At 73.9% G+C, this 21,427-nt stretch carries 23 protein-coding genes and 1 pseudogene; 11 read left to right on the top strand and 13 right to left on the bottom strand.

What is annotated here, in order from left to right; translation table 11 throughout:
* Window positions 1–43: 43 nt before the first annotated feature.
* Window positions 44–931, bottom strand: a complete 888-nt coding sequence (locus tag RLT58_RS27465; RefSeq protein WP_311313044.1) for an MHYT domain-containing protein — start codon at window positions 929–931, stop codon at window positions 44–46.
* Window positions 932–1,143: 212 nt separating this feature from the next.
* Between RLT58_RS27465 and RLT58_RS27460 the strand changes: the two genes are divergently transcribed.
* Window positions 1,144–2,136: a glycerophosphodiester phosphodiesterase gene (locus tag RLT58_RS27460; protein WP_311313043.1), complete on the top strand. Its 993-nt coding sequence runs from the start codon at window positions 1,144–1,146 to the stop codon at window positions 2,134–2,136.
* Between the two features lie 71 nt (window positions 2,137–2,207).
* Window positions 2,208–2,750 carry a methylated-DNA--[protein]-cysteine S-methyltransferase gene (locus tag RLT58_RS27455; protein WP_311313042.1) on the top strand — a complete coding sequence of 181 codons (543 nt, stop codon included), beginning with the start codon at window positions 2,208–2,210 and terminating at the stop codon, window positions 2,748–2,750.
* Between the two features lie 29 nt (window positions 2,751–2,779).
* On the opposite strand, the gene RLT58_RS27450 is transcribed toward RLT58_RS27455, so the two are convergent.
* The gene (locus RLT58_RS27450) at window positions 2,780–3,142 is read right to left on the bottom strand and encodes a cupin domain-containing protein (RefSeq protein WP_311313041.1); all 363 of its coding nucleotides are present in this window, start codon (window positions 3,140–3,142) and stop codon (window positions 2,780–2,782) included.
* Entirely contained in the window at window positions 3,129–3,989 is an 861-nt protein-coding gene (locus RLT58_RS27445; protein WP_311313040.1) for a class I SAM-dependent methyltransferase, read from the bottom strand. The genes RLT58_RS27450 and RLT58_RS27445 overlap by 14 nt, the downstream gene beginning before the upstream one ends.
* A gap of 69 nt (window positions 3,990–4,058) precedes the next feature.
* Here RLT58_RS27445 and RLT58_RS27440 point away from each other — a divergent pair, with 69 nt between their 5' ends.
* Window positions 4,059–5,000: a pseudouridine-5'-phosphate glycosidase gene (locus RLT58_RS27440; RefSeq protein ID WP_311313039.1), complete on the top strand. Its 942-nt coding sequence runs from the start codon at window positions 4,059–4,061 to the stop codon at window positions 4,998–5,000.
* The gene (locus tag RLT58_RS27435; RefSeq protein WP_311313038.1) at window positions 4,997–5,899 is read left to right on the top strand and encodes a carbohydrate kinase family protein; all 903 of its coding nucleotides are present in this window, start codon (window positions 4,997–4,999) and stop codon (window positions 5,897–5,899) included. The genes RLT58_RS27440 and RLT58_RS27435 overlap by 4 nt, the downstream gene beginning before the upstream one ends.
* Window positions 5,900–5,954: 55 nt before the next feature.
* On the opposite strand, the gene RLT58_RS27430 is transcribed toward RLT58_RS27435, so the two are convergent.
* Entirely contained in the window at window positions 5,955–6,638 is a 684-nt protein-coding gene (locus RLT58_RS27430) for a nucleoside/nucleotide kinase family protein (protein WP_311313037.1), read from the bottom strand.
* 44 nt (window positions 6,639–6,682) lie between these two features.
* Window positions 6,683–7,333: a nucleotidyltransferase domain-containing protein gene (locus RLT58_RS27425; protein ID WP_311313036.1), complete on the bottom strand. Its 651-nt coding sequence runs from the start codon at window positions 7,331–7,333 to the stop codon at window positions 6,683–6,685.
* Between the two features lie 53 nt (window positions 7,334–7,386).
* Between RLT58_RS27425 and RLT58_RS27420 the strand changes: the two genes are divergently transcribed.
* Window positions 7,387–7,752, top strand: coding sequence for a nuclear transport factor 2 family protein (locus RLT58_RS27420; protein WP_311313035.1), 366 nt, complete (start codon window positions 7,387–7,389; stop codon window positions 7,750–7,752).
* 54 nt (window positions 7,753–7,806) lie between these two features.
* Here the strand turns inward: RLT58_RS27420 and RLT58_RS27415 are convergent, their stop codons facing one another.
* Both RLT58_RS27415 and RLT58_RS27410 read right to left on the bottom strand, forming a co-directional pair.
* The gene (locus RLT58_RS27415) at window positions 7,807–8,310 is read right to left on the bottom strand and encodes a cupin domain-containing protein (RefSeq protein WP_311314673.1); all 504 of its coding nucleotides are present in this window, start codon (window positions 8,308–8,310) and stop codon (window positions 7,807–7,809) included.
* A gap of 152 nt (window positions 8,311–8,462) precedes the next feature.
* Window positions 8,463–9,140 (bottom strand): winged helix-turn-helix transcriptional regulator, encoded by a 678-nt coding sequence (locus RLT58_RS27410; protein ID WP_311313034.1) that lies wholly within the window; start codon window positions 9,138–9,140, stop codon window positions 8,463–8,465.
* A gap of 85 nt (window positions 9,141–9,225) precedes the next feature.
* Between RLT58_RS27410 and RLT58_RS27405 the strand changes: the two genes are divergently transcribed.
* The 4 genes from RLT58_RS27405 (at window position 9,226) to RLT58_RS27390 (ending at window position 12,260) form a co-directional block, all read left to right on the top strand.
* The gene (locus RLT58_RS27405; RefSeq protein WP_311313033.1) at window positions 9,226–10,437 is read left to right on the top strand and encodes a pyridoxal phosphate-dependent aminotransferase; all 1,212 of its coding nucleotides are present in this window, start codon (window positions 9,226–9,228) and stop codon (window positions 10,435–10,437) included.
* A gap of 31 nt (window positions 10,438–10,468) precedes the next feature.
* Complete coding sequence (locus tag RLT58_RS27400; protein ID WP_311313032.1) at window positions 10,469–11,083, top strand: cysteine peptidase family C39 domain-containing protein; 615 nt, start codon at window positions 10,469–10,471, stop codon at window positions 11,081–11,083.
* Between the two features lie 216 nt (window positions 11,084–11,299).
* Entirely contained in the window at window positions 11,300–11,836 is a 537-nt protein-coding gene (locus RLT58_RS27395) for a DUF3574 domain-containing protein (protein ID WP_311313031.1), read from the top strand.
* A gap of 115 nt (window positions 11,837–11,951) precedes the next feature.
* Window positions 11,952–12,260 (top strand): hypothetical protein, encoded by a 309-nt coding sequence (locus tag RLT58_RS27390; protein WP_311313030.1) that lies wholly within the window; start codon window positions 11,952–11,954, stop codon window positions 12,258–12,260.
* A 15-nt stretch (window positions 12,261–12,275) separates the two neighbouring features.
* Here the strand turns inward: RLT58_RS27390 and RLT58_RS27385 are convergent, their stop codons facing one another.
* The 3 genes and pseudogenes from RLT58_RS27385 to RLT58_RS27375 all read right to left on the bottom strand — a co-directional run.
* The gene (locus RLT58_RS27385) at window positions 12,276–13,556 is read right to left on the bottom strand and encodes an SWIM zinc finger family protein (RefSeq protein ID WP_311313029.1); all 1,281 of its coding nucleotides are present in this window, start codon (window positions 13,554–13,556) and stop codon (window positions 12,276–12,278) included.
* Window positions 13,553–16,510 carry an SCO1167/SCO6262 family helicase gene (locus RLT58_RS27380; protein ID WP_311313028.1) on the bottom strand — a complete coding sequence of 986 codons (2,958 nt, stop codon included), beginning with the start codon at window positions 16,508–16,510 and terminating at the stop codon, window positions 13,553–13,555. Before RLT58_RS27380 ends, RLT58_RS27385 begins: the two co-directional genes overlap by 4 nt.
* A gap of 261 nt (window positions 16,511–16,771) precedes the next feature.
* Window positions 16,772–17,266, bottom strand: a pseudogene (locus RLT58_RS27375) (SPFH domain-containing protein); the annotation flags it as partial.
* Between the two features lie 223 nt (window positions 17,267–17,489).
* On the opposite strand from RLT58_RS27375, the gene RLT58_RS27370 reads away from it, so the two are divergent.
* Window positions 17,490–17,837 carry a hypothetical protein gene (locus RLT58_RS27370; RefSeq protein WP_311313027.1) on the top strand — a complete coding sequence of 116 codons (348 nt, stop codon included), beginning with the start codon at window positions 17,490–17,492 and terminating at the stop codon, window positions 17,835–17,837.
* A 26-nt stretch (window positions 17,838–17,863) separates the two neighbouring features.
* Here the strand turns inward: RLT58_RS27370 and RLT58_RS27365 are convergent, their stop codons facing one another.
* From RLT58_RS27365 to RLT58_RS27355, 3 genes are all read right to left on the bottom strand, one after another.
* Window positions 17,864–18,304 carry a DoxX family protein gene (locus tag RLT58_RS27365; protein WP_311313026.1) on the bottom strand — a complete coding sequence of 147 codons (441 nt, stop codon included), beginning with the start codon at window positions 18,302–18,304 and terminating at the stop codon, window positions 17,864–17,866.
* Window positions 18,305–18,411: 107 nt separating this feature from the next.
* Entirely contained in the window at window positions 18,412–19,107 is a 696-nt protein-coding gene (locus tag RLT58_RS27360; protein WP_311313025.1) for a class I SAM-dependent methyltransferase, read from the bottom strand.
* Window positions 19,108–19,150: 43 nt separating this feature from the next.
* Window positions 19,151–20,362, bottom strand: a complete 1,212-nt coding sequence (locus RLT58_RS27355; RefSeq protein WP_311314672.1) for a PucR family transcriptional regulator — start codon at window positions 20,360–20,362, stop codon at window positions 19,151–19,153.
* Between the two features lie 160 nt (window positions 20,363–20,522).
* Here RLT58_RS27355 and RLT58_RS27350 point away from each other — a divergent pair, with 160 nt between their 5' ends.
* Window positions 20,523–21,425, top strand: coding sequence for an SGNH/GDSL hydrolase family protein (locus tag RLT58_RS27350; protein WP_311313024.1), 903 nt, complete (start codon window positions 20,523–20,525; stop codon window positions 21,423–21,425).
* Window positions 21,426–21,427: the final 2 nt, after the last annotated feature.

Raw genomic sequence — 21,427 nt, 5'->3', positions numbered from 1 at the left:
CACTGACAACGGGGTCCGGACGGCGTCCGCGCCGGGGTCCCGGTCAGCGTTCGCGGGGCCGTACGGGTTCGCGGGGGTGCGTGTGGAACGACGCCGGGTCGGCATGCGTGCCGAACCGGGGCACCTGGCGCTGGGCGGGGATTCCGGGGGCGCGCCCGGCGCCGGGCGGGGCGTCGCGGTCGTTCCAGTCGGGCGTGCCCATGACCACCAGCGGGTCGAACATGACGACGACGGCCGCGAGCAGCAGGAAGCAGGCGGGCCCGATCAGCATGGGCACGAGGAGCGCCGTCGCCCGGTCCCCGGTGGCGTGGCCCGCGGCGGCGGCGGGGTGCAGATGGACCTGGAGGGCGGCCATGCCCGTGTAGTGCATGCCGCTCACCGCCGCGCCCATCACGACGGCGGCCCCGAGGCTGGTCAGGAGGCCGTGGCGGGAGACCGCGGCCCACAGGGCGGCGGTCGAGGCGACGACGGCGATGACGACGGAGAGCGACACGGTGAGCGTGTCGTACTCGAACTGCCCATCAAGTCGCATACCGGCCATGCCGAGGTAATGCATGGAGGCCACACCGAGTCCGGTGATCGTGCCTCCCGTCACCAGTGCCATGCGGGTGGCGCCCCGGTACCCGACGAGGAATATCCCGATGCCGACCATGACGACCGCGACGGCGAGGCTGGCGAAGGTGACCGGCCTGTCGTAGCCGACGGGCACCTCCTCGACGGAGAAGCCCACCATCGCGATGAAGTGCATGGTCCAGATGCCCGAACCTATGGAGGTCGCACCGAGAGCCAGCCAGCCGGCCTTGAAGGAGCGCTCGGTCCGCAGCGACCGGGTGGTGCAGCGCAGGCCCAGTGCCGCGCCGAGACACGCCATCACGAATGCCACCGCCGGAGTCACCGCTCCATAGCTGAAGCCGTGGACTGTGCCCTGCATCTTCGTACGCCCTTCGCAGTAGCCCGGGTTCGGACGACCCTATGGCGCGGGGCCCGGCAAACAAACAGAAGAGCTGCATTTTATCGACAGGGGAATCGGCCCGTGACCAGCTCCCCGGGGTGCGTTCACGCAGTGGCCATCCTTCGCCCGTCCCCCGTTCGGGGCCGGCTGGGACGCTCGGGCCGTCCGCAACTCTGACGCAAGGAGTCCACGTGTACGCAGGCACCGCAACTGCCTCCGTCGCTGCCGCCGCCCTGCTGGGCGCCGGCACCTTCCTGATGTCGACCGCCGCACCCGTCACGGACACCACCCCCACCGGGCGCACCGCGCCCGTGACCCACGCACTCCCCGCCGCACACCCCACGACCCCCGGCACCGGGGCCCGGCCGGAGAACGGCCCGGAGCCCGTCGCGACCGGCGTCCCGCGGATCTTCGCCCACCGGGGCGCGTCCGCCTACGCGCCCGAGAACACCCTCGCCGCCGTGGACAAGGCGGACGTCCTCGGCTTCGACTGGGTCGAGAACGATGTCCAGCTCACCAAGGACGGCGAGCTGGTTGTCATCCACGACACCGACCTGAAGCGGACGACGAACGCCGAGGAGGTCTTCCCGGACCGCGCTCCCTGGGCGGTCAAGGACTTCACGGCCGCCGAGATCGCCCGGCTGGACGCGGGCAGCTGGTTCGGCCCCCGGTTCACGGGCGTCCGGGTGCCCACACTGCGGCAGTACCTGGACCGGATCGGGCGCAACGGCCAGAATCTGCTGCTGGAGATCAAGAGCCCCGAGATCTACCCGGGGATCGAGCGGGCGACCCTGCGGGTCCTCGGCCAGGAGGGGTGGCTCGACCGTGCCCACACCGGCAACCGCCTGGTGATCCAGAGCTTCGGCGCCGACAGCGTGCGTACGGTGCACGCGCTGCGCCCGGACGTGACCACGGGCTTCCTGGGCAACCCTGCCGTCGCCGACCTGCCCGCGTACGCCGCGTTCGCCGACCAGATCAACCCGACGTACACCTCGGTCTCCGGCGACTACGTGGCGGCCGTGCACGCCCTGAAGGGGCCGCACGACAAGCCGCTGGAGGTGAACACCTGGACGGTCGACGACGCGGAGCACGCCCTCCGGGTGAACGGGCTGGGTGTGGACGGCATCATCACCAACACCCCGGATGTGGTGCGCGCGGCCACGGGCGGCCGCACGGGCGCCTGACCCGCCCCGGGGACGGCACCGGGACCGGCCGCGGAAGCCCGTTGTCAGTGGCCGGTCGTACGGTGGGTGCCATGAACAGCAACGGGGTCGTCGAGTGGGCCGTCGTCGAGAGCGACATCGGCCCGCTCCTGCTGGCCGCGACGGATGCCGGGCTGGTGAACGTGGTCTTCCACGCCCGCCCCGAGGTGCGGGACAAGGCGCTGGACCGGCTGGGCGGCCGGCTCGGTGCGGAGCCGGTCACGTCCCCCGGCTCCGCCCGGCTCGCCGAGCCGATACGCCAGCTCGCGGCGTACTTCGCGGGCACGCTGCGGGAGTTCTCGCTCGACCTGGACTGGTCCCTGACGGGCGGCTTCAACCGCCAGGTGCTGCGCGAGCTGGCGTCGGGGGTGCCGTACGGGGCGGTCGCCGGGTACGGGGACCTCGCCGACCGGGTCGGCCGGCCGGGTGCGGCCCAGGCGGTGGGTACGGCGATGGGCTCCAATCCGCTGCCCGTCGTGGTGCCCTGTCACCGGGTGGTGGAGAGCGACGGGGGCCTCGGCGGCTTCGGCGGCGGACTGGAGACCAAGAGGCGGCTGCTGGCGCTGGAGGGCGTGCTGCCCCAGCCGCTGTTCTGACCCGGGGCCGCGGACCGCTCCGGGGCGGTTCAGAGGGTGATGTGGTACGCCTTGCGCAGCGTCTCGTGCACGGTCCACGTCGTACGGTCGCCCTCGCGCAGCACGCACGCGTCGCCGGGTCCGATCTCCAGCGTGGCGCCGCCCTCGACCGCCACGGTCGCGCGCCCGCTGACGACCACGAACAGCTCGTTGGCCTCGGTGTCCGTGACCACGCCCGGCGTGATCTGCCAGATCCCGCGCAGCTGCTTGCCGTCGGCCGACTCCCACAGCACCTTGCCGGTGACCTCGGGCTCGCCGGAGACGATCTGCGCCGGATCGAGCGGTTCCGGTTCCAGCACGGCGTCCGGGATGTGCACGGAGAAGGAGGGGGAGGACTGATCAAAGGTGCTCATGGCCGGTCACCTTAGCGACCGGCTCCGGGCGCCTCGCCACCAGGACGGGCTGGAAGAAGCCCGACTCGTCCGGCTCGTGCCACACCGGCTCCCGCAGCCCGGCCCGGGTGGCGAATTCGACGATCTGCGCCTGGGACAGCGCCCAGTACGAGGTACGGCGTGTACGCACGCCCCATCCCGCCTCCCCGTCCGTGCTCCCGGCCGCCGGCGCGCCGGGCAGCAGCTGGAAGTGCTCCAGGTCGTAGCGCTCGCCGTCCGGCCGCCAGTGCCACAGCTGGAAGGTGACCACCCGCCCGTCGGCGTCCTCCCGGACCTGGGGCTGCGTGGACGCGGGCCGTTCGCGGCGCAGCCGGTCGTACGGCCGGGTGGACAGCAGCAGGACCCCGCCGGGCCGCAGCACCCTGCGCATCTCGCCGAGCGCGGCCAGCACCGCCTGCGGGGTGAGCAGATGGGGCAGGGAGTTGTCGGCGCACACGACCACGTCGAACGAGCTGTCGAGGAACGGCAGCTCCCTCATGTCGGCGGCCGTGGTGCGCAGGCTCAGCCCCCGCTCCGCCGCCTCCTTGGCGGCCCGGTCCGCCGCGACGGGGCTCAGATCCGTACCGGTGACCCGGTGACCCAGCGCGGCCAGTCCCAGGGCCTGGGTCCCGATGCCGCAGGCGCAGTCCAGCACGTCGTACGCCAGGGGGCCGTCGGCCGGCAGTGCCGCGTCGATCAGGGTGGAGAGCGCGGCCGCCTGGCGCTCGATGCTCGCCTGCCAGTCCGCGTACATGAGGTCGTAGTCCGCGGCCAGGTCGTCGTAGAAGTGGCGCACGGTGGAGGGGGACGGATTCGGCGCAGACGTCATGGCCCGACCCTAACGCCGGGGCGGGCGCGGCACGTTTGAGTCCGGGGCACGCGCGACAGGGATGTGGACATGTCACTGACTGCGCCGCTCGGCGCCACCCCCTACGCCCCCGTTCTCTCCGCCGAGGTCCGGGCCGCCCTCGCCGAGGACCGGCCCGTCGTCGCCCTGGAGTCGACGATCATCGCCCATGGCCTGCCCCGCCCCCGCAATCTGCGGGTCGCCGAGGAGCTGGAGGGGCTGGTGCGGTCCGCCGGGGCCGTGCCCGCCACCGTCGCCGTGCTGGACGGCCTGGCCCGGGTCGGCCTGGACAAGGCCCAGGTGGAGCGGGTCGCCGGGGATCCGGCGATGCGCAAGCTGGGGCACCGGGACCTCGCCCCGGCGCTGGCGGCCGGGGCGAGCGGGGCGACGACCGTGTCCGCGACCGCGTTCCTGGCGGCCCGCGCGGGGCTGCGGATCTTCGCGACCGGCGGGCTCGGCGGGGTCCACCGGGGCTGGACCGAGACCCAGGACGAGTCCGCCGACCTGCGGCTGCTGGCGCGGACGGGGATCACCGTGGTCTGCGCGGGCGTGAAGTCGATCCTGGACGTCCCGGCCACCTTGCAGCGCCTGGAGACGCTCGGGGTCGGGGTGCTCGGCTACGGCACGGACCGGTTCCCCGGCTTCTACCTGAGCAGTTCGGGCGAGCCGGTCGACTGGACGGTGCGCTCGCCCGAGGAGGTCGCGGAGGTGATGCGGGCGCAGGACGCGCTCGGCGGCCCGGACGCGGCGCTGATCGTCGCCAACCCCGTGCCCCGGGAGGAGCAGTTGGACCCGGAGCTGCACGACCGGGTGCTGGCCGAGGCGCTGGACGCGTGCCGGGAGCGCGGCATCGTGGGGCAGGCCGTCACGCCGTTTCTCCTCGATCAGCTGATGCGGCGGACCGAGGGCGCATCGCTGGAGGCCAATCTCGCGGCCGTCCGGGGCAATGTGGCGCTCGCGGCGCGGATCGCCACCGCCTGGACGGCACGGTGACCGGCGCCCTTCTCGTCGTCGGGGAGGTCGTCACCGACATCGTGGCCCGGCACGGGGCGGGGCTGGTCCACGGCACGGACACCCCGGCCCGGATCCGGACCCTGGCGGGCGGCGCCGGGGCCAATGCGGCCTGCTGGGCGGCGCTTTCGGGCTGCCGGGACGTGCGGCTGGTGGCCCGCGTCGGCGCCGACTCGGCGGGCTGGCACCGCGACCTGCTGCACCGCGCCGGGGTGCGCGCGCTGCTGGCTGTGGACGACGCGGCCCCGACCGGCACCGTCGTCGCCCTGGTCGACTCCGCCGCCGAGCGCACCTTCCTCACCGACAGCGGGGCGGTGCTGCGCCTCTCCCCCGGCGACTGGTCGCCCTCCCTGCTCGACGGCGTCGGCCGCCTCCATCTCTCCGGCTATCTGCTGTTCGCCGAGACGAGCCGCGCCACCGCCCTGCTGGCCCTGCGGGAGGCCGGGCGGCGGAACATCCCGGTGAGCGTCGACCCGGCCTCGGCAGGATTCCTCTCGGAACTCGGCGTCGGCCGGTTCCTGGACCTGGTCGAGGGCACGGACCTGCTGCTGCCCAACGCGGACGAGGCCCGGGTGCTCACCGGTCTCCCCGACCCCGCCGACGCGGCGGCCAAGCTGAGCCTGCTGGTCCGTCAGGTCGTCGTCACCCTGGGCGGGGGCGGCGCGCTGCTGGCCACCGCCGGTACGGTGCGCCATCGCGTCCCGGCCGAGCCGGTCGCGGCCGCCGTGGACTCCACCGGCGCCGGTGACGCCTTCACCGGGGCCTTCCTCGCGGCCCGGCTCGCGGGCGCCGACGACGCGGCTGCCGTGGCGGCGGGGTGCCGCGCGGGGGCGCGGGCCGTCACGGCGGTGGGCGGAAGGCCGCCGCTGCCCGGCGAGTGACGGGACGCCCCGGGGCGGGTGACCACGCGCCCGGGGGTGACGACGCACCCGGGCCCTAGGGCCTGTCCGGCCCCGGTCCGCCGGACAGGCCCCGGTTCTCCTGCCTCAGGCCGGTCCAGGCCGGGTGGCGCGGGTCGTCGGCGCGCACCACCGCGTCCGCGCTCCCGGCGGGCGCCACCTCGTCCTCGTACCGCGCGAAGGCCGGCAGGGTCCACTGCTCGTCCTCCTCCGTGCGCCGCCTCAGCGCGCCGGGCGACAGCCTCAGATGGACGCTCAGGTCGAAGGGGAACCAGTGCCCCAGCAGCAGCGGCCCGTGCAGGAGCAGCACCCCGCCCTCCGGCAGCGTCCGGTAGGCGCTCCGCGTGGCACGGTCCGTCTCCGGGTCCCACAGATCGGGCAGCACCCGCCCGCTGCCGCCCGGCTCCAGCGGGCCGAACACCTCGCGCCACAGCGCCCCGGTGTCGAACCAGCTGCCGTAGTACGAGTCGGGGTCCCGCTTGCCGTACTCGTACCGCAGACTGGCCGGCCGCAGAAAGCCCGCCGCGGACACGGTCAGCACCGCCCGGCCGCGCACCATCAGCCGCTGGGCCACGGACTCGGCCAGCTCGCCGGTACGGGCGGCGGGGGCGCCGTCGACGGCGATCTTGAGCCAGGGCCCGCCGCCGGCGGGCTTCAGCGCGTCGGCGTGCGCGGCCAGCGCGTCCGCCAGCCGTTCCCAGGTGATCGCTTCGAATCGCACCGCTCCATCATGGCCTTCTCCGCGGCCCGTGCCGGCGGCGGCCGTCAGGGGAAGTCAGTCCGGTGGTCCTCGACCAGGCGGCGTACGCGTTCGGCGAGCGGGCCGTGCGCCGCCTCGCGCGCCGCCGCCGCGTCGGCGAGGCCGGTGATGTCCTCGGCCCAGTTCCCGGTGACGGGGTGCTCGGCCCCGACGCGGGCGAAGCCGCGCTCCAGCAGGCCCCGGGCCGTCTCCGGCTGTCCGCGCAGCACGGCCTTGACCGCGGCGACCGCGTTGGCGAGGGCGCTGGCGGGCCTCGACCAGTCGGGGCCGGGTTCCGGCGGACCGGCCGGCGCGGGGGCGGGGCTGCCTGCGGCGGAGCGCGCGGTGATCTCCAGGTCGAGGCGCCAGAAGAGCGGAACGCCGTCGAAGGCGACGAAGAGCAGCCGCCGTGCGCGGGAGTGCCGCAGATCGGGGTCCGTCCGCAGCGAGCCGACGCCCCGGACCGTACCCAGCACATCGCCGGCGGCGGCCACGCACGGCTCGAAGCGGTCGTCCGGAACGGTCCACACCACATCGATGTCGCTGTACGCGTCGGCCGTCCCCCGGGCGAGCGAGCCCCGCAGCTCCGCGTGCGAGCCGGGGCAGTGGGCGGTGAGCGCGGTCAGGACCTCCCTGGCCAGCGCGGCGCGGCGCGCCGGGTCGAGCTCCCCGCTCACGCGTCCACCACCCCCCTCGTCCGCTTTGCCGGTGACGGTCTACGGTCGTGCCCATGGATCTCGCATTCGCCCGTTCGTTCGCCGCGCGGTGGCAGGACGACTGGAACTCCCACGATCTCGAACGCATCCTGACGCATTATCACGACGACGTGACGTTCAGCTCGCCCATGATCGCCCGGTTCACCGGCGATGCCTCCGGCACCGTGCACGGCAAGGACGCGCTCCGCGCGTACTGGGCGCGCGGGCTCGAACTCATCCCCGATCTCGCCTTCGAGGTGATGGACGTGCGGGCCGGCGTCGACACCGTGGTGATCGACTACCGCAACCAGATCGGCGGCCGGGTGTACGAGGTGCTGACCTTCCGCGACAATCTGGTGAGCGCCGGTCTGGGCGCGTACGGGGAGACGCTCGCCCGCTGACGGCCGGCGCCCGGCAGGTCGGTGGCCGCCGGGTGCCGGGGCGCGGGCCGCGCGTCACTTCTTCTTGCCGCAGTCCACCGCGTCGGCGTCCTCGGAGAGTTCGCTGCCCTTCGGAAGCAGATAGGTCACCCAGAGGACGACGGGCTCGGTGCCCAGATTGCGTCCGATGTGGCGGTGCTTCTTCCCCGACGGCTCGATGAAGGACGTGCCGGCGGGTGACACCTCGACCGTGCAGTCGTCCAGCGTGCGGGTCAGCGTCCCGGCCTTGACGACGGCGATCAGCTGGCCGCGGTGGGTGTGCCAGCCGGTGGAGCCGCCCGGCTCGATGGTGATCTTCCGGAAGGTGACGTCGGCGCGGCCCTTGGGGGCCTTCACCTTCAGCTTGCCCACCGAGGTGCCCACCGCGACGACGGTGCCGCTCACCCCGCTGCCCGGGGTGGCGACGGCCGCCGACGGTACGAAGCCGAGCGCCGCCACACAGCCTCCGATCACCAGCGCCTTGCCCAGCCGCCCCCGGTGTCCCGGGCGCACCGTACCGCGCCGTTCCTGCCGTTCCAGTCGCTCCTGCTGTCTGCCGAATCCCACGGGCAACTCCTCGCCATCGGTGTCCCGGACATCCCAAATGCCCGGACGCTACCCAGAAGTTGCCCGTACGAATCACGCCACCGGCACCGCGACCCGCGCCGCCGCCGGACCCCTCCGCGCCCGGGTCACTCGCCGCGCAGATCGGCCGCCAGCGGGCCGTCGCCGAAGACCTCGATCCGGCCGTCCTTCACCGCCTGCGCGAAGGTCAGATCACCCCGCCCCAGGGCGAGACAGAGCTCCGCGTCGAGTGCGATGCCCGCGTCGGCGCGCGGTGCGGGGCCGTCCCCGTACACGGGTTCACCGGCGGCCACCCCGCCCGTACGCACATGGAACTCGCCCTCGTCCAGGCGGACATCCACCACCCCGGCGACCGTCGGCCCCCCGGCCCCGTCCAGGGCGCGCAGCAGCGGGAGAGCGAACCAGTGCGCCCGGACCGCGTCCGTGGGCCGGCGCTCCTCCAGGGCGGGCGCGCCCCATGCGGCGAGCGCGGTGAGGACGGGCAGCAAGCCGTGCCCCCGGCCGGTGAGTTCGTAGACGGAGGCGGCGGCGGGCGGGGGCAGCCTGCGGCGGGTGACCAGGCCGCCCTGCTCCATGTCCTTGAGCCGGGACGCCAGGACGTCCGTGCTGACCCCCGGCAGGTCGGCGTGCAGATCCGTGTAGCGGCGGGGGCCGGCCAGCAGTTCACGGACGATCAGCAGCGTCCACCGGTCACCGACGGCGTCCAGGGCGCGGGCGCCGGCGCAGAACTGGTCGTAACTCCGGCGGCGGGCCGGGCGGGTCGCTGGCTGTGGCTGACGTGGCATGCGACGCAGTCTAGACATGTTGTTGGACTTTCCAAGCTCAAGCTTGGTAAAACCAAGTACCACAACCGGGTCGGGGAGGCACCGCATGGAATTCCGCCAGTCCAGCAAGCTCAACGAGGTCTGTTACGAGATCCGGGGCCCGGTCATCGAGCACGCCAACGCCCTGGAGGAGGCGGGCCACAGCGTGCTCCGGCTCAACACGGGCAATCCGGCGCTGTTCGGTTTCGAGGCGCCGGAGGAGATCGTCCAGGACATGATCCGGATGCTTCCGCAGGCCCACGGCTACACCGACTCGCGCGGCATCCTGTCCGCCCGCCGGGCCGTGGCGCAGCGCTACCAGGCCATGGGGCTCACCGAGGTCGGCGTGGACGACATCTTCCTGGGCAACGGCGTCTCGGAGCTGATCTCCATGGCCGTCCAGGGCCTGCTGGAGGACGGTGACGAGGTACTGATCCCGTCCCCGGACTATCCGCTGTGGACCGCGGTGACGACGCTGGCCGGCGGAAAGGCCGTGCACTACACCTGCGACGAGGCCTCGGACTGGAACCCCGATCTCGCCGACATGGCCGCGAAGATCACCGACCGCACCCGGGCCGTCGTGATCATCAACCCGAACAACCCGACCGGCGCTGTCTATCCGCGCGAGGTGCTGGAGGGCATCCTCGACCTGGCCCGCCGGCACGGCCTGATGGTGTTCGCCGACGAGATCTACGACCAGATCCTGTACGACGACGCCGAGCACCACCCCGTCTGCGTCCTCGCCCCCGACCTGGTCTGCCTCACCTTCAGCGGCCTGTCCAAGACGTACCGGGTGGCCGGGTTCCGCTCGGGCTGGATGGTGGTGTCGGGTCCGAAGCAGCACGCCCGCAGCTATCTGGAGGGGCTGACCATGCTCGCCTCCATGCGGCTGTGCCCCAACGCCCCCGCGCAGTACGCGATCCAGGCCGCGCTGGGCGGCCGGCAGTCGATCCGGGACCTGGTGGTGCCCGGGGGCAGGCTGTACGAGCAGCGCGAGCGCGCCTGGCAGAAGCTGAACGAGATCCCGGGGGTGTCCTGTGTGAAGCCGAAGGGCGCGCTCTACGCCTTCCCCCGCATCGACCCGAAGGTGCACCCGATCGCCGACGACGAGAAGTTCGTCCTGGACCTGCTGCTGCGGGAGAAGATCCAGGTCGTCCAGGGCACCGGTTTCAACTGGCCGCGCCCCGACCACTTCCGCATCCTGACCCTCCCGTACGCTGATGATCTTGACGCCGCGATCAGCCGCATCGGCCGCTTCCTGACCGGATACCGGCAGTGAGCCGCCGGCCGGCGACGAAGGGAACCCGTCCGTGAGCTGCCCCGACTGCCGGGTCCCCGTCCACACCCAGTTCGCCTCGCCCGAGCTCGTCGGCGCGATCGTCGAGGGTGGACTCGACCCGGCGACCGACCCCGGCTGGGCCCGGTCGGGCGCCGCGTCACCGGCGGAGTACGCGCGCTGGGCCGGCCATCTGTGCGGGATGACCTGTCTGCGCATGGCGCTCGGCGCGGACGCCCCCTCGCTGTTCGCGCTGCGCGACGGAGCGCTGGGGTACGGCGCGTACACCGAGGACGCCGCCGGTGAGATCCGCGGCCTGGTCTACGACCCGTTCGCCGTGTACGTACGGGAGAAGCACGGCCTCGACGCCACCGTCCACCGCCGTCTGGAAGCGGCGGAGATCCCGGACCTGCTGGACGCGGGGCGGTCCGTCATGGCCTCGGTGCACTACGCGATCCGCCGCCCGGAGCAGCCCGCGACGGGACGCGGCGGACATCTGGTGCTCCTGACGTCCCGTACGCCCGACGGGACGGGCGTCCACTTCCACAACCCGTCCGGGACGAGCGCGCAGACCCGGGCCGCGAGCCTTCCCCTGACGGAGTTCGAGCGCTTCTTCGCCGGGCGCGGAGTGTCGCTGCGCGCGGCCTGACGGCTCACGGAGCGGGGATCCGGCAGCCACAACACGGCCCGCACCGGAGGTCTTTGGCGCCCTGCGGGTACCGTCCGCGCGCCGGTGCGCTCCCGCCCGTTCGGGTGGTTTCCGTGCGACGCCCCTCTTCCGCCGCCGTCCGATGGGGGCCGCTTGCCACAGTGAGGCCCGCGCGTCCGCGCCCGCTCCCCGCACCTGGAACGAAGGGCCTCCCCCATGCCTCGCCTCCCCCGCCCCGCCCGCGCGAACGACCCGGCGGCCACCGGCTCCGCCGCCACCCGCCGCCGTCCCCGGCACCGTGCCGCGCTCGTCACCGCGACGGCGGGGCTCGCCGTCCTGGCGGCGGGCGCGCCCGTCGCGTACGCCACGCTGGGCGGCGGCTCCTCCCCGGACCCCCGGCCGGCGACGACGGCCGTGCGGGGGAAGGACTACATCGAGACCCGGCTGCTCTTCGGCACCGAACGCCCGGACGGCGGACCGGAGGTGACCGACCGGCAGTTCCTGGCGTTCATCGACGAGGAGGTCACCCCGCGCTTCCCGAACGGGCTGACGATCCAGGACGGCCGCGGGCAGTGGCGGGACTCCCACGGGGTGATCGAGCGGGAGCGGAGCTATGAACTGACCCTGCTCTACCCGGCGTCCGAGGCCCGGCTGCGCGATCCGCAGATCGAGCGGATCCGCGACGCCTACGAGAAGGCGTACGCGCAGGACTCGGTGGCGCGGCTGGAGGAGCGCACCCGGGCCGACTTCTAGCCGAGCCGCCCGTAGGTGAACCGCCGCCCGCCGGTGGCCGGCCCGTGGCGGTCGGGTACTGTGCCGCGGCCGGGTTCCGGGCCACCGGACGTCGACCAGCGGGAGAGCGAACAGCATGGGCGCACCGATACGCCACTTCACCGCCACTACCGAACAGGGGCAGGTCTTCACGGTCAACATCGAGCGGGACTTCCGCTACGACCCGTACCGCGACTTCCTCGTCTGTGCGCACTGCGACTGGTCGCCCTCGCTCCTGACGACCCGGCGGATCATCGACATGGCCGGGGAGCATCTGGCCTCGGCGCACGGAGCCGGGCGGGGGCTGGCCCAGCAGGAAAACGAGTCCTTCCGCAAGGGGCGGCTGATCGTGCTGCCGATCGTCGCCGTCGTGCTGATCGCCTTCCTGGTGCTGGTGACCCGCTGAGCGGTCGGCGGCCGGTCAGCCGCCGCTGAGCTCCAGGAGTGCGCCCACCGGGTCGGAGTCCGGGGCCGCGCGGGGCCACCACTCGTCCTCGCCGGGGTCGGACTCGTAGCCGTACCACCGGCCGTCGTGGCCGAAGCGGAGCTGAAGGGTGCCGCCGGGGTGGGTGAGGTGGTTGCGCCAGGGCTGGAAGCGGGGGTAACCGGCGGCGGCGAGCGCCGGGCGGGCCCGGTCGAAGGGGCCCGCCGGGGGGTCCCAGGGGGTCTCCAGGACCGCCAGGCCCTCGGCCCCGCCCTGCCGCCAGGCGGCCACGGCCCGGGCCAGGTCCGTGGTGTTGCGGCCGGTGGCGGAGGCCAGCTCGCGGTAGAGGGCGCGGGTGGTGGCGGTGAGCCCGGCGGTGGGACGGGCGGCGGCCAGCCGGACGGCGTCCTGCCACGGGGTGAGCCCGGCGAGCGGGTCGAGGCCGGTGGTGAGCAGCGCGTGGGCGCGGGCACCCGCGTCCGTGGCGAGCTGGTCGAGGGCGAGCGGGTCCCGGCTGCCGGGCAGGCCGGGGTAGGAGGGCGGCTGGCCCGGATGCGGCGCGACGGGGAGCGGGGCGGGCAGCGGCGGCAGGAAGCGGCCTGCGAGCGCCTCCGACGCCGGTACGGACGGGGCGGCGGGGGCGGCGGGCCGCTCCCGCGCGGAGTGCGCGGCGTTGCGACGGCCCAGGTCCTCCAGGAGCTCGCGCTCGCCCCGGCCGCGCAGCAGCAACAGGACGAACGCGTCGGCGTCCAGCAGCCGGGCCATCTGGTAGCAGAGCGCGGCCACGTGCTTGCAGGGGCGGCCGCGGTCGGGGCAGGAACAGGTGGGGTCGAGGTCCCCGGCGGCCGGGAGCAGCGTGACACCGGCGTCGGCCGCGGTGTCGGCCAGTGAGTGCGGCATCTCCTTGGCGAGGAGCGCGGCGAGGTGGCCGGGGCGGGCGGCGACCGCGTCGAGGAAGGTCTCCCATTCGGGGTCGGTCAGCACGCGCAGCCGCAGTTCGGCGCGGTACGGGCGGGGTCGGCTGCCGTGCACATAGGCGACGACGCGGCCCGGGGTGACCGTGATCGCGGCGACGTGCCCGGTGTCCGCGTACGCACGGCCGCGGGCGAGCCTCGGCGCGTCCATCGAGAGGGACTCCAGGGCCGACACCCAGGCCCGGCCCCACCAGCTGTCCGCGAAGGGTTCGCCCTCGCCGGAGGTGCGCGCGGGCACGGCCTCGAAGGTGCGCCGCAGGTCGTCGGGGCCGGGGCGGGAGCGGGCGACGGGACGCGGGCTCATGACGGCCTCCGCAGGGAGACGAGATCGGCGAGGTCGCGGTCGCTGAGCTCGGTCAGCGCGGTCTCCCCGGCCCCGAGGACGGCGTCCGCCAGGGCCCGCTTGGCGAGCAGCATCTCGCCGATCCGGTCCTCGACGGTGCCTTCCGCGATCAGCCGGTGCACCTGGACGGGCTGGGTCTGCCCGATGCGGTAGGCGCGGTCGGTGGCCTGTTCCTCGACGGCCGGGTTCCACCAGCGGTCGTAGTGGATGACATGGGCGGCCCGGGTGAGGTTGAGCCCGGTGCCCGCCGCCTTGAGGGAGAGCAGGAAGACGGGCACCTCGCCGGACTGGAAGCGGTCCACCATCCGCTCGCGCTCGGGCACCGGCGTACCGCCGTGCAGGAGCTGGGAGGGGATCGCGCGCGAGGCGAGGTGCGCGGAGAGCAGCCGGGCCATCGTCACGTACTGGGTGAAGACGAGGACGGAGCCGTCCTCGGCGAGGATCGTGTCGAGGAGTTCGTCGAGGAGAGCGAGCTTCCCGGAGCGGCCGGTGAGACGGGTCGGCTCCTCCTTCAGATACTGCGCGGGGTGGTTGCAGATCTGCTTGAGCGAGGCCAGCAGCTTCATGATCAGTCCGCGCCGGGCGATGCCCTCCGATGCCTCGATGTACGCCATGGTCTCGCGCACCGTCGCCTCGTAGAGCGTGGCCTGTTCACGGGTGAGGAAGACGGGGTGGTCGGTCTCCGTCTTGGGCGGCAGCTCGGGGGCGATGCCGGGGTCCGACTTCTTGCGGCGCAGCAGGAAGGGCCGGACCAGGCGGGAGAGCCGCTCCACCGCTTCGTCGTTGGCGATCCCGGCGGCCGTGCCGGTGTTCTCCACGATCCGGGCGTGCCGGGCGCGGAACGCCTTGAGGGGGCCGAGGAGTCCGGGGGTGGTCCAGTCGAGCAGCGCCCAGAGCTCGGAGAGGTTGTTCTCGACGGGGGTGCCGGTCAGGGCGACGCGGGCCGGGGAGGGGATGGTGCGCAGCGCCCTGGCGGTGGAGGAGAGGGGGTTCTTCACGTGCTGCGCCTCGTCGGCGACGACCAGTCCCCAGCTGTGTGCCGCCAGTTCGGCCGCGCTGGAGCGCATCGTGCCGTACGTGGTGAGGACGAAGCCGCCGTCGGGTCCGGCGAGGGTGCGGCCTGTGCCGTGGAAGCGGCGGACCGGGACTCCGGGGGCGAAGCGGTTGATCTCCCGGTGCCAGTTGCCCAGGAGCGAGGCGGGGCAGATCACCAGGGTGGGGGCGGGGTGGGCGCGGTGCAGATGGAGGGCGATGAGGGTGATCGTCTTGCCGAGGCCCATGTCGTCGGCGAGGCAGCCGCCGAGGCCGAGCGAGGTCATCCGGTCCAGCCAGGCGAGTCCGCGCAGCTGGTAGTCCCGGAGTGTGGCGTCGAGTCCGGGCGGCGGGGGGATCGTCGTGTCGTCCTCGACGATGCGCCGGCGCAGCTCCGCCAGCGCGCCGACCGGGACCGCCTCGACCTGCTCGCCGTCCACCTCGGCGCTGCCGGTCAGGGCGACGGCCAGGGCGTCCACCGGGTCGAGGAGGCCCAGCTCCCGCTTGCGCGCCTTTCGGACGAGCGCGGGGTCGACGACGACCCACTGGTCCCGCAGCCGCACCACGGGGCGGTGCGCCTCGGCGAGCGTGTCCATCTCGGCCTCGGTGAGCTTCTGGTCGCCCAGGGAGAGCTGCCAGTCGAACGCGAAGAGCTGATCGGCGTCGAAGAACGAGGTGCCGTCGGTGGCCGAGCCGGGCGCGGGCCTCACGACGGCGGCCGCGGTGAGGGAGCGGGCCAGCTCCCTCGGCCAGTGGACGCTCACCCCGGCGGCCGAGAGCCGTGCCCCGGCGTCGCTCAGCAGCTCGTACAGCTCGTCCTCGGTGAGGGCCAGTACGTCGGGGACGGGCTGGTCCAGCAGCCGTTCCAGCGGGGCCCAGACGCGGGCGGCGCGGCGCAGGGCGAGCACGGCGTCGATCCTGGCGCGGGGGCCGAAGGGTTCGCCCGCGCCGCCGTTCCACAGGGCGGCGGCGTCGACGACGTAGGTGGGGTCGGCGAGGCTGTGCACCTGGGTGACGGCCGCGGCGGCATGCCGTGCGGCGGGGTCGTTCCCGCTCTCGCTCTCGCCGGTGGCCCGGTCCGGGTCGGTGGTGCCGGCCGTGTCGAAGAGTTCGTACGCGGACAGGTCCAGGCGCAGCGAGACCCGCACCCCGGCGTCGAGGCCGGAGGCGACCTCCACCGCCCACTCCCGCGCCCCGGGCAGATGCTGGGCCTCACGGGCGGCGAAGGGCCCGCCCATGGCGTAGGCGGCGGCAGGTGTGCGGGGCAGGGTGTCGGCGACCGCGTCGAGGAATGCGCCGACGAGGTGCTCGGGGTCGGGGAGCCGCGGCGGGGTGGGGCCGGTGAGCGGGACCGCGTACCCCTCCCAGGGGAGGGCGGCGGCGACGGCCCGCAGATGGGCGATGTCCTCGGCGTCCCGGGGCCCGGCCCGCCAGGCGTCGTGGTCGTCGGCGGTCAGGCCGGGGAGCATCCGGCCCCGGGCGACCAGATGCAGGGCGTGCAGGGCGGCGGCGCCCCAGCAGCGGGTGGCGGGGTGGGCGGATCGCAGGTGCCGGGCGCGGGCCAGGAGGGGGAGCGCGTCGGTGACGGGGAGGACGAGGGCGGGGACGGTGTGCGCGCGGATCTCGTCGTCGCCCCTTGCCGTGTTCCCGCCCGCGTGCGCGGCGCCTTCGCCCGGCGGGCGTACGACGGTGATCTCGGTGCGCCGGGGGCCGGTGTCCGCCGCGTCGGACGTGGAGGCGGGGGCGCTCGGCAGCGGGCCGTCCGCCGGGTCCCAGAACGCGATGCGGCCCTGGCGGGGCAGGGCCGCGGGCAGGAAGACGGCGGCGCAGCGCAGGAGGCGGTCGTCGTCGGCGTCGTGCCGTGGTGGTGGGGCGATGGTCACCGGTCCCCCTCCTGAGTGCGGGTCCGTGTTCCGTGCCTGGTCAGCACGGAATCCTCTGACTCGCGAGTCTAGGCGGGGGGTGTGACAGCCGGTGTCCGCCGGGGATCCCGTCCCCCGGGTGCTCCGCTCCCGGACCCCCGCTCCTCAAACGCCGGAGGGACTGGAATTCGCCCTCCGGGGCAGACCGTCGGCCCGGGCGGCCGGGGAGGCCCCGGCGGGTGGAGCGGAAGCAGTGGGCGGAGCGGCTGCGGCAGGCGGGGACTCCTTGATCTCGACCCGGTCGATCTGCACGCCCCATCCGACCGCAGGGCTGTCGATCATCAGCTCAAGCCCCTGGTTCAGCTTCTCGCGGTTGGAGAGAAGGTCGTCCAGATCGCTCTTTCCGATGATCGAACGCAACGATGTCTGGGCCATCTGGGAGACCGCGAAGCGGTAGTCCTCCACCTCGACGACCGCGCTCGCCGCGTCGACCACCTTGAAGTAGATGACCGCGTCCACCCGCACCGTGACGTTGTCCCGGGTGATCCCGTCCTGCGCCGGCACCGGCATGGTGACGATCTGCATGTTGACCTTGCGCAGCCGCTCGACGCCCGGCAGCACCATCGTGAACCCGGGTCCGCGCACATCGTCGCGGAGCCGGCCGAGCCTGAGCACCACGCCCCGCTCGTACTGCTTGACGACCCGGGCGGCCGCCGCCGTGTACACGGCACCCGCCGACGCCGCCGCGACCACGGCGATCAAGAGCTCCTGGACCATGACGGCCCCCTGCCAGCCGGACGAACCGGACTATCTGTCGCGACGCTCTCTCACTTCGCGCCCTAATACCACGTTATGCCCGATTCGGACACCGGTCGAACCTCCGTCCGTCCGGCCGTCCCCCGCCCGGCGTCCTCCCGGATGCCGGGGCCCGGGGAAGCGGGCAGGGTGACGAGCGTCAGCCCGTACAGCCGAGCCGGACGAGACAGACGAGGATCCGCCCATGCCCGTGACCGACCACCGACGCCGCCGTCTCGGCATCGCCGCCCAGGCCGTGCTCCTGACCCTCACCGTCGCGGGCTGTTCCGGTCTCGGCCGGACCGCGGTCGGCCCGGTCACGTACACGACCGAGCGGGACGCCGTGATCATGCTGAACAGCCCCTCGGTCAAGGGCTGCCACCGGCTCGCCCCGGCGGGTGCCAAGGAAGTCGTCAACGGCACCCTGATCGACATCATCCTGTACCGGACGAGGGACTGCACCGGCCCGGGGACGACGTATCTCGCCACCACGTTCTCCGATGTCAACGCGCCCGGCGCGCTGCCCTGGCGCAGCTTCAGCACGGTCCACTGACGCCCGCCCGGCCGGGCCCGCCGGGCTCACGCCCGGCGGCGGACCCGCGCGACCAGGGCCGCCGTCGCCTCTCTGCGCTCCCTGGCGATCAGCACCATGACCACGACGAGCAGCGCGGGCATCACCGCGTTCGGCGGGTCGAGCAGCGTCAGCTGGACGACGGACGCCCCCGCCAGCAGGCCGCAGAAGGCGAGGGCCGCGACCCCGGCGAGCAGCGGGATCAGCAGCGCGACCGCCCCGGCCGCCTCCAGGAAGCCGATGGCGTACATCGCGCCCCGCCCCCAGCCCATCCGGGCGAAGGACTCGACGGCGGACTCGTGGGCGATCAGTTTGGCGCTCCCGCTGAAGCCGAGGAACAGCGCCAGGGCGTACCGCGCGACGTGCAGCGCGACGGTACGGCCCCGGCCCGCGGCGGGGGCGGAGACGGGGGCGGACGAGGGGGAACCGGCCGTGGCGGTCGGGGACATGGTGTGCTCCTCGGGGACGGGTGCGCGGTGTTGCGCACACCCGTACAGACCGGGGCCCCGCCCATAACTCATCGCTCGGCGGGGCAGGAATTCCCCGCTCTCCCGCGCTACTTGGGCACGGCCCGCACCCAGACGCCGTCGTCCGTGAGATAGCGGTCCACCCGCAGACCGGCCGCGTCCAGATACCCCTCGAACTCCTCCTTCGACAGCAGCCGGGACAGGAAGGTCTGGGTCCACCGGGCATCGGCGAACTCGTACTCCGCGCGCACCGAACGCACCCCGTCCCCGACCGGCTCCGAGGAGACGATGCGCGTCGTGCAGCCGGCCGGGTGGACCCGTTCGCGCGGCAGCGCGGTGTGGTAGTCCGCCCCCTCGCGCTGGAGGAGCACGACGCCTGCGTCGCGTACGTATCGGCGGCAGGTCCGCAGCAGTCCGTCGCGCACCCGGTGGTCGCCGGAGTGCACCAGGAACGAGGCCAGCATCACGACGTCGAAGGTCTCGTCCCCGAGGTCCAGCGACTCGATCGGGGCGCACACCGTCCGGGCGCCGCGCACCTTCTCCAGCATCTGCGGCGACTCGTCCACGGCCGTGACCGCGAAGCCGCGCTCGACCAGCGGATGGGTCACCCGGCCCGCCCCGCAGCCCAGTTCGAGGATGCTCGCCCCGGCGGGCACGGCCGCCTCGATGACGTCCGGTTCATCGCCGACGGCCAGCCGGGTGTACAGCTCGACCGCGCAGCCGTCCGGGGTGATCGCCCCGGGGCCCGTCCCTGAGTAGCCCTCACGTACCAGTTGTCCGCTCATACCCGGACGAACGCGCGTGCGGCGGCGGCCGTTCCCCGGGCGCTCACACCGAGCGGCGGGCGACCAGGGCGGCGCAGAGGTGCTGGAGGTCGGCGGGGCGGGCCGGGGAGAGTCCGGTCAGCCGGTCGATGCGGCGGATGCGGTAGTCGACGGTGTTGGGGTGGACATGCAGTGCGGCCGCCGCGGCCCGGCGGTCCAGCCCGTGTTCGAGGTACGTCTCCAGCGTGTGCAGCAGCTCCGGCTTGGCCTCCAGCGGGTGCAGGAGCCGGGCCAGCCCGCGCAGCGCCTCGCTGGGCCTGCTCAGCTGGTACTCCAGCAGGACGTCGGCCAGCCGGTAGAGGCCGGGCGCCCGGCCGGTGCGGGCGACGAGATCGACGATCTCGGCGTTACGGGCCACCGCGGCCGGCACCGCCGCCGGTTCGGCGGTCTCGGCGGCCGCCGTGACGGGGACGCCCGCCGCCCGGGTCGCCTCGGCGATCAGCTCGCGCAGGCCGCCGGGCCCGCTCCAGGGGGGCTGTTTTGCGACGGGCAGCAGCACGGTGCCGCCGGACGCGTCCAGGGCCGTCAGCGCGGGCGTCCCGGCGAACCGGTCCAGGGCCGTGCGGATGCGGCGGATCTTGCGGCGGGCCGCCACCTCCGTCCCCGGTCCCGGGGCCTGGCCCACCTCGTCGTGGTGCGGGGCGAGCGCGAGGGCCATCGTCAGATAGCGGGCGGCGGGGCGCAGGCCGGTGCGCCGGGTGAAGCCCTCCAGGTCCTCACCGGTGAGGAGCGCGGCCATCAGGGCGTGCCGGCCGCCGTGCTCCTGGCTGTCCAGGATCTGCCGGGCCTCCAGGTACGCCCCGCTCACCGCGGAGGTCAGCTGCTGCTGGAGGACCATGATGCGGTCCATGATCTCCAGCACGGCCGGCAGGTCGCCCGGGCCCGCGTCGCGCGCGGTCTCCTCCCAGCACATCGCGATGCCCACCTGGTACGCGGTGAGGATGGCGTCCAGCGGTACGCCCTCCTCGGCACGCTGGGCCGCCGAGTCGCGCTGCTGGGCGAGTTCGGCGTCGGTCGCCGCTCTGCGGTGCTCGACGACGTCGGCGAACAGGCGCAGGTTGTGCTGGACGATGTCCGCGATGTCGCCCGCGATCTCCTCGTGGGGCAGCTCCGCGTAGACCGGCAGATCGCTCAGCAGCCGGGCGACGACACGGGCGGTGAGGGCGGGGACGCGGGCCCGCAGCCGGCCCGCCACCGGGCGTCCGCCGAGGCACAACGGCCGCTGTCCGGCCCCGACGGCCGTCCGCTCGTTGTCATGCGTCACAAAAGCCCCCGCGGAAGTCTGCGTTACCGACCAGTTAAACGACGGCGTTCGAGTCTGCATGATGACCGGCGACACCCGCCATGCCCCCACTCTCAGCGCACCGGAGGTCGTCGTGAACTCGTCCCGAAACAAGGCGTTCTGTCGTTCCGTCAGAGGAGCCGCCACCGCTGTCGCCCTGGCCTCCCTGGCCGTCGGCACCACCGCGTCCGGTGCCTGGGCGGCGAGCGCCGACGACCCCGTCCAGTACGTGGCGCTCGGCGACTCCATGGCCTCGGGACCGCTCATCCCGGGCGTCACCGGCTCGCTCGCCTGCGGCCGTTCCACGCACAACTACGCGCACGAGCTGGCGGCGAGCATCGGCGCCTCGCTGCGCGACGTGACGTGCAGCGGTGCCCAGTCCAAGCACATGGCCGAGAAGCAGTCCCTGTCTCTGCTCGACGTCCCGATGGGCTCGGCGGCGCCGCAGTTCGACGCGCTGCGCGCGGACACCGACCTGGTGACCCTGACCATCGGCGGCAACGACGCCGGTCTGGTCGGCATCGCGCAGGACTGCATGCAGCTCGACCCGACCGCCACCCCGTGCAGGGACAAGCTGACGGAGGGCGGGGTCGACCAGGTGGCGCAGCGGATCGACGCGTTCGCGCCGCGCCTGGCGGCCGTACTGGACGGAATCCACCAGCGGTCCCCGCAGGCGAGGATTCTCGTGACGGGCTACGGGCTGTACATCAAGCCGGGCGGCTGCTGGCCGCTGCAGCCCGTGCTGCCGGTGGACGCCGACTTCCTCCAGGGCAGTGTGAACCGGATGAACGCGGTGATCGCCGAGCAGAGCGCCGCGCACGGCGCCGAGTACATCGACGTCGCCACGCCGAGCAAGGGCCACGACGCCTGCCGGGCGCCGTCCGACAAGTGGGTCGAGGGGTACGTGCCGACCGCGCCGGCCGCCCCGCTGCACCCGAACCGGCAGGGCGAGGCCGCCTACGCCCGCATCATCGGCGCGCACCTCCAGGGGAGCTGACC

This window comes from Streptomyces sp. ITFR-16, assembly GCF_031844705.1.
Lineage (GTDB): Bacteria > Actinomycetota > Actinomycetes > Streptomycetales > Streptomycetaceae > Streptomyces.
This window is presented reverse-complemented; position numbering and strand designations above follow the sequence as displayed.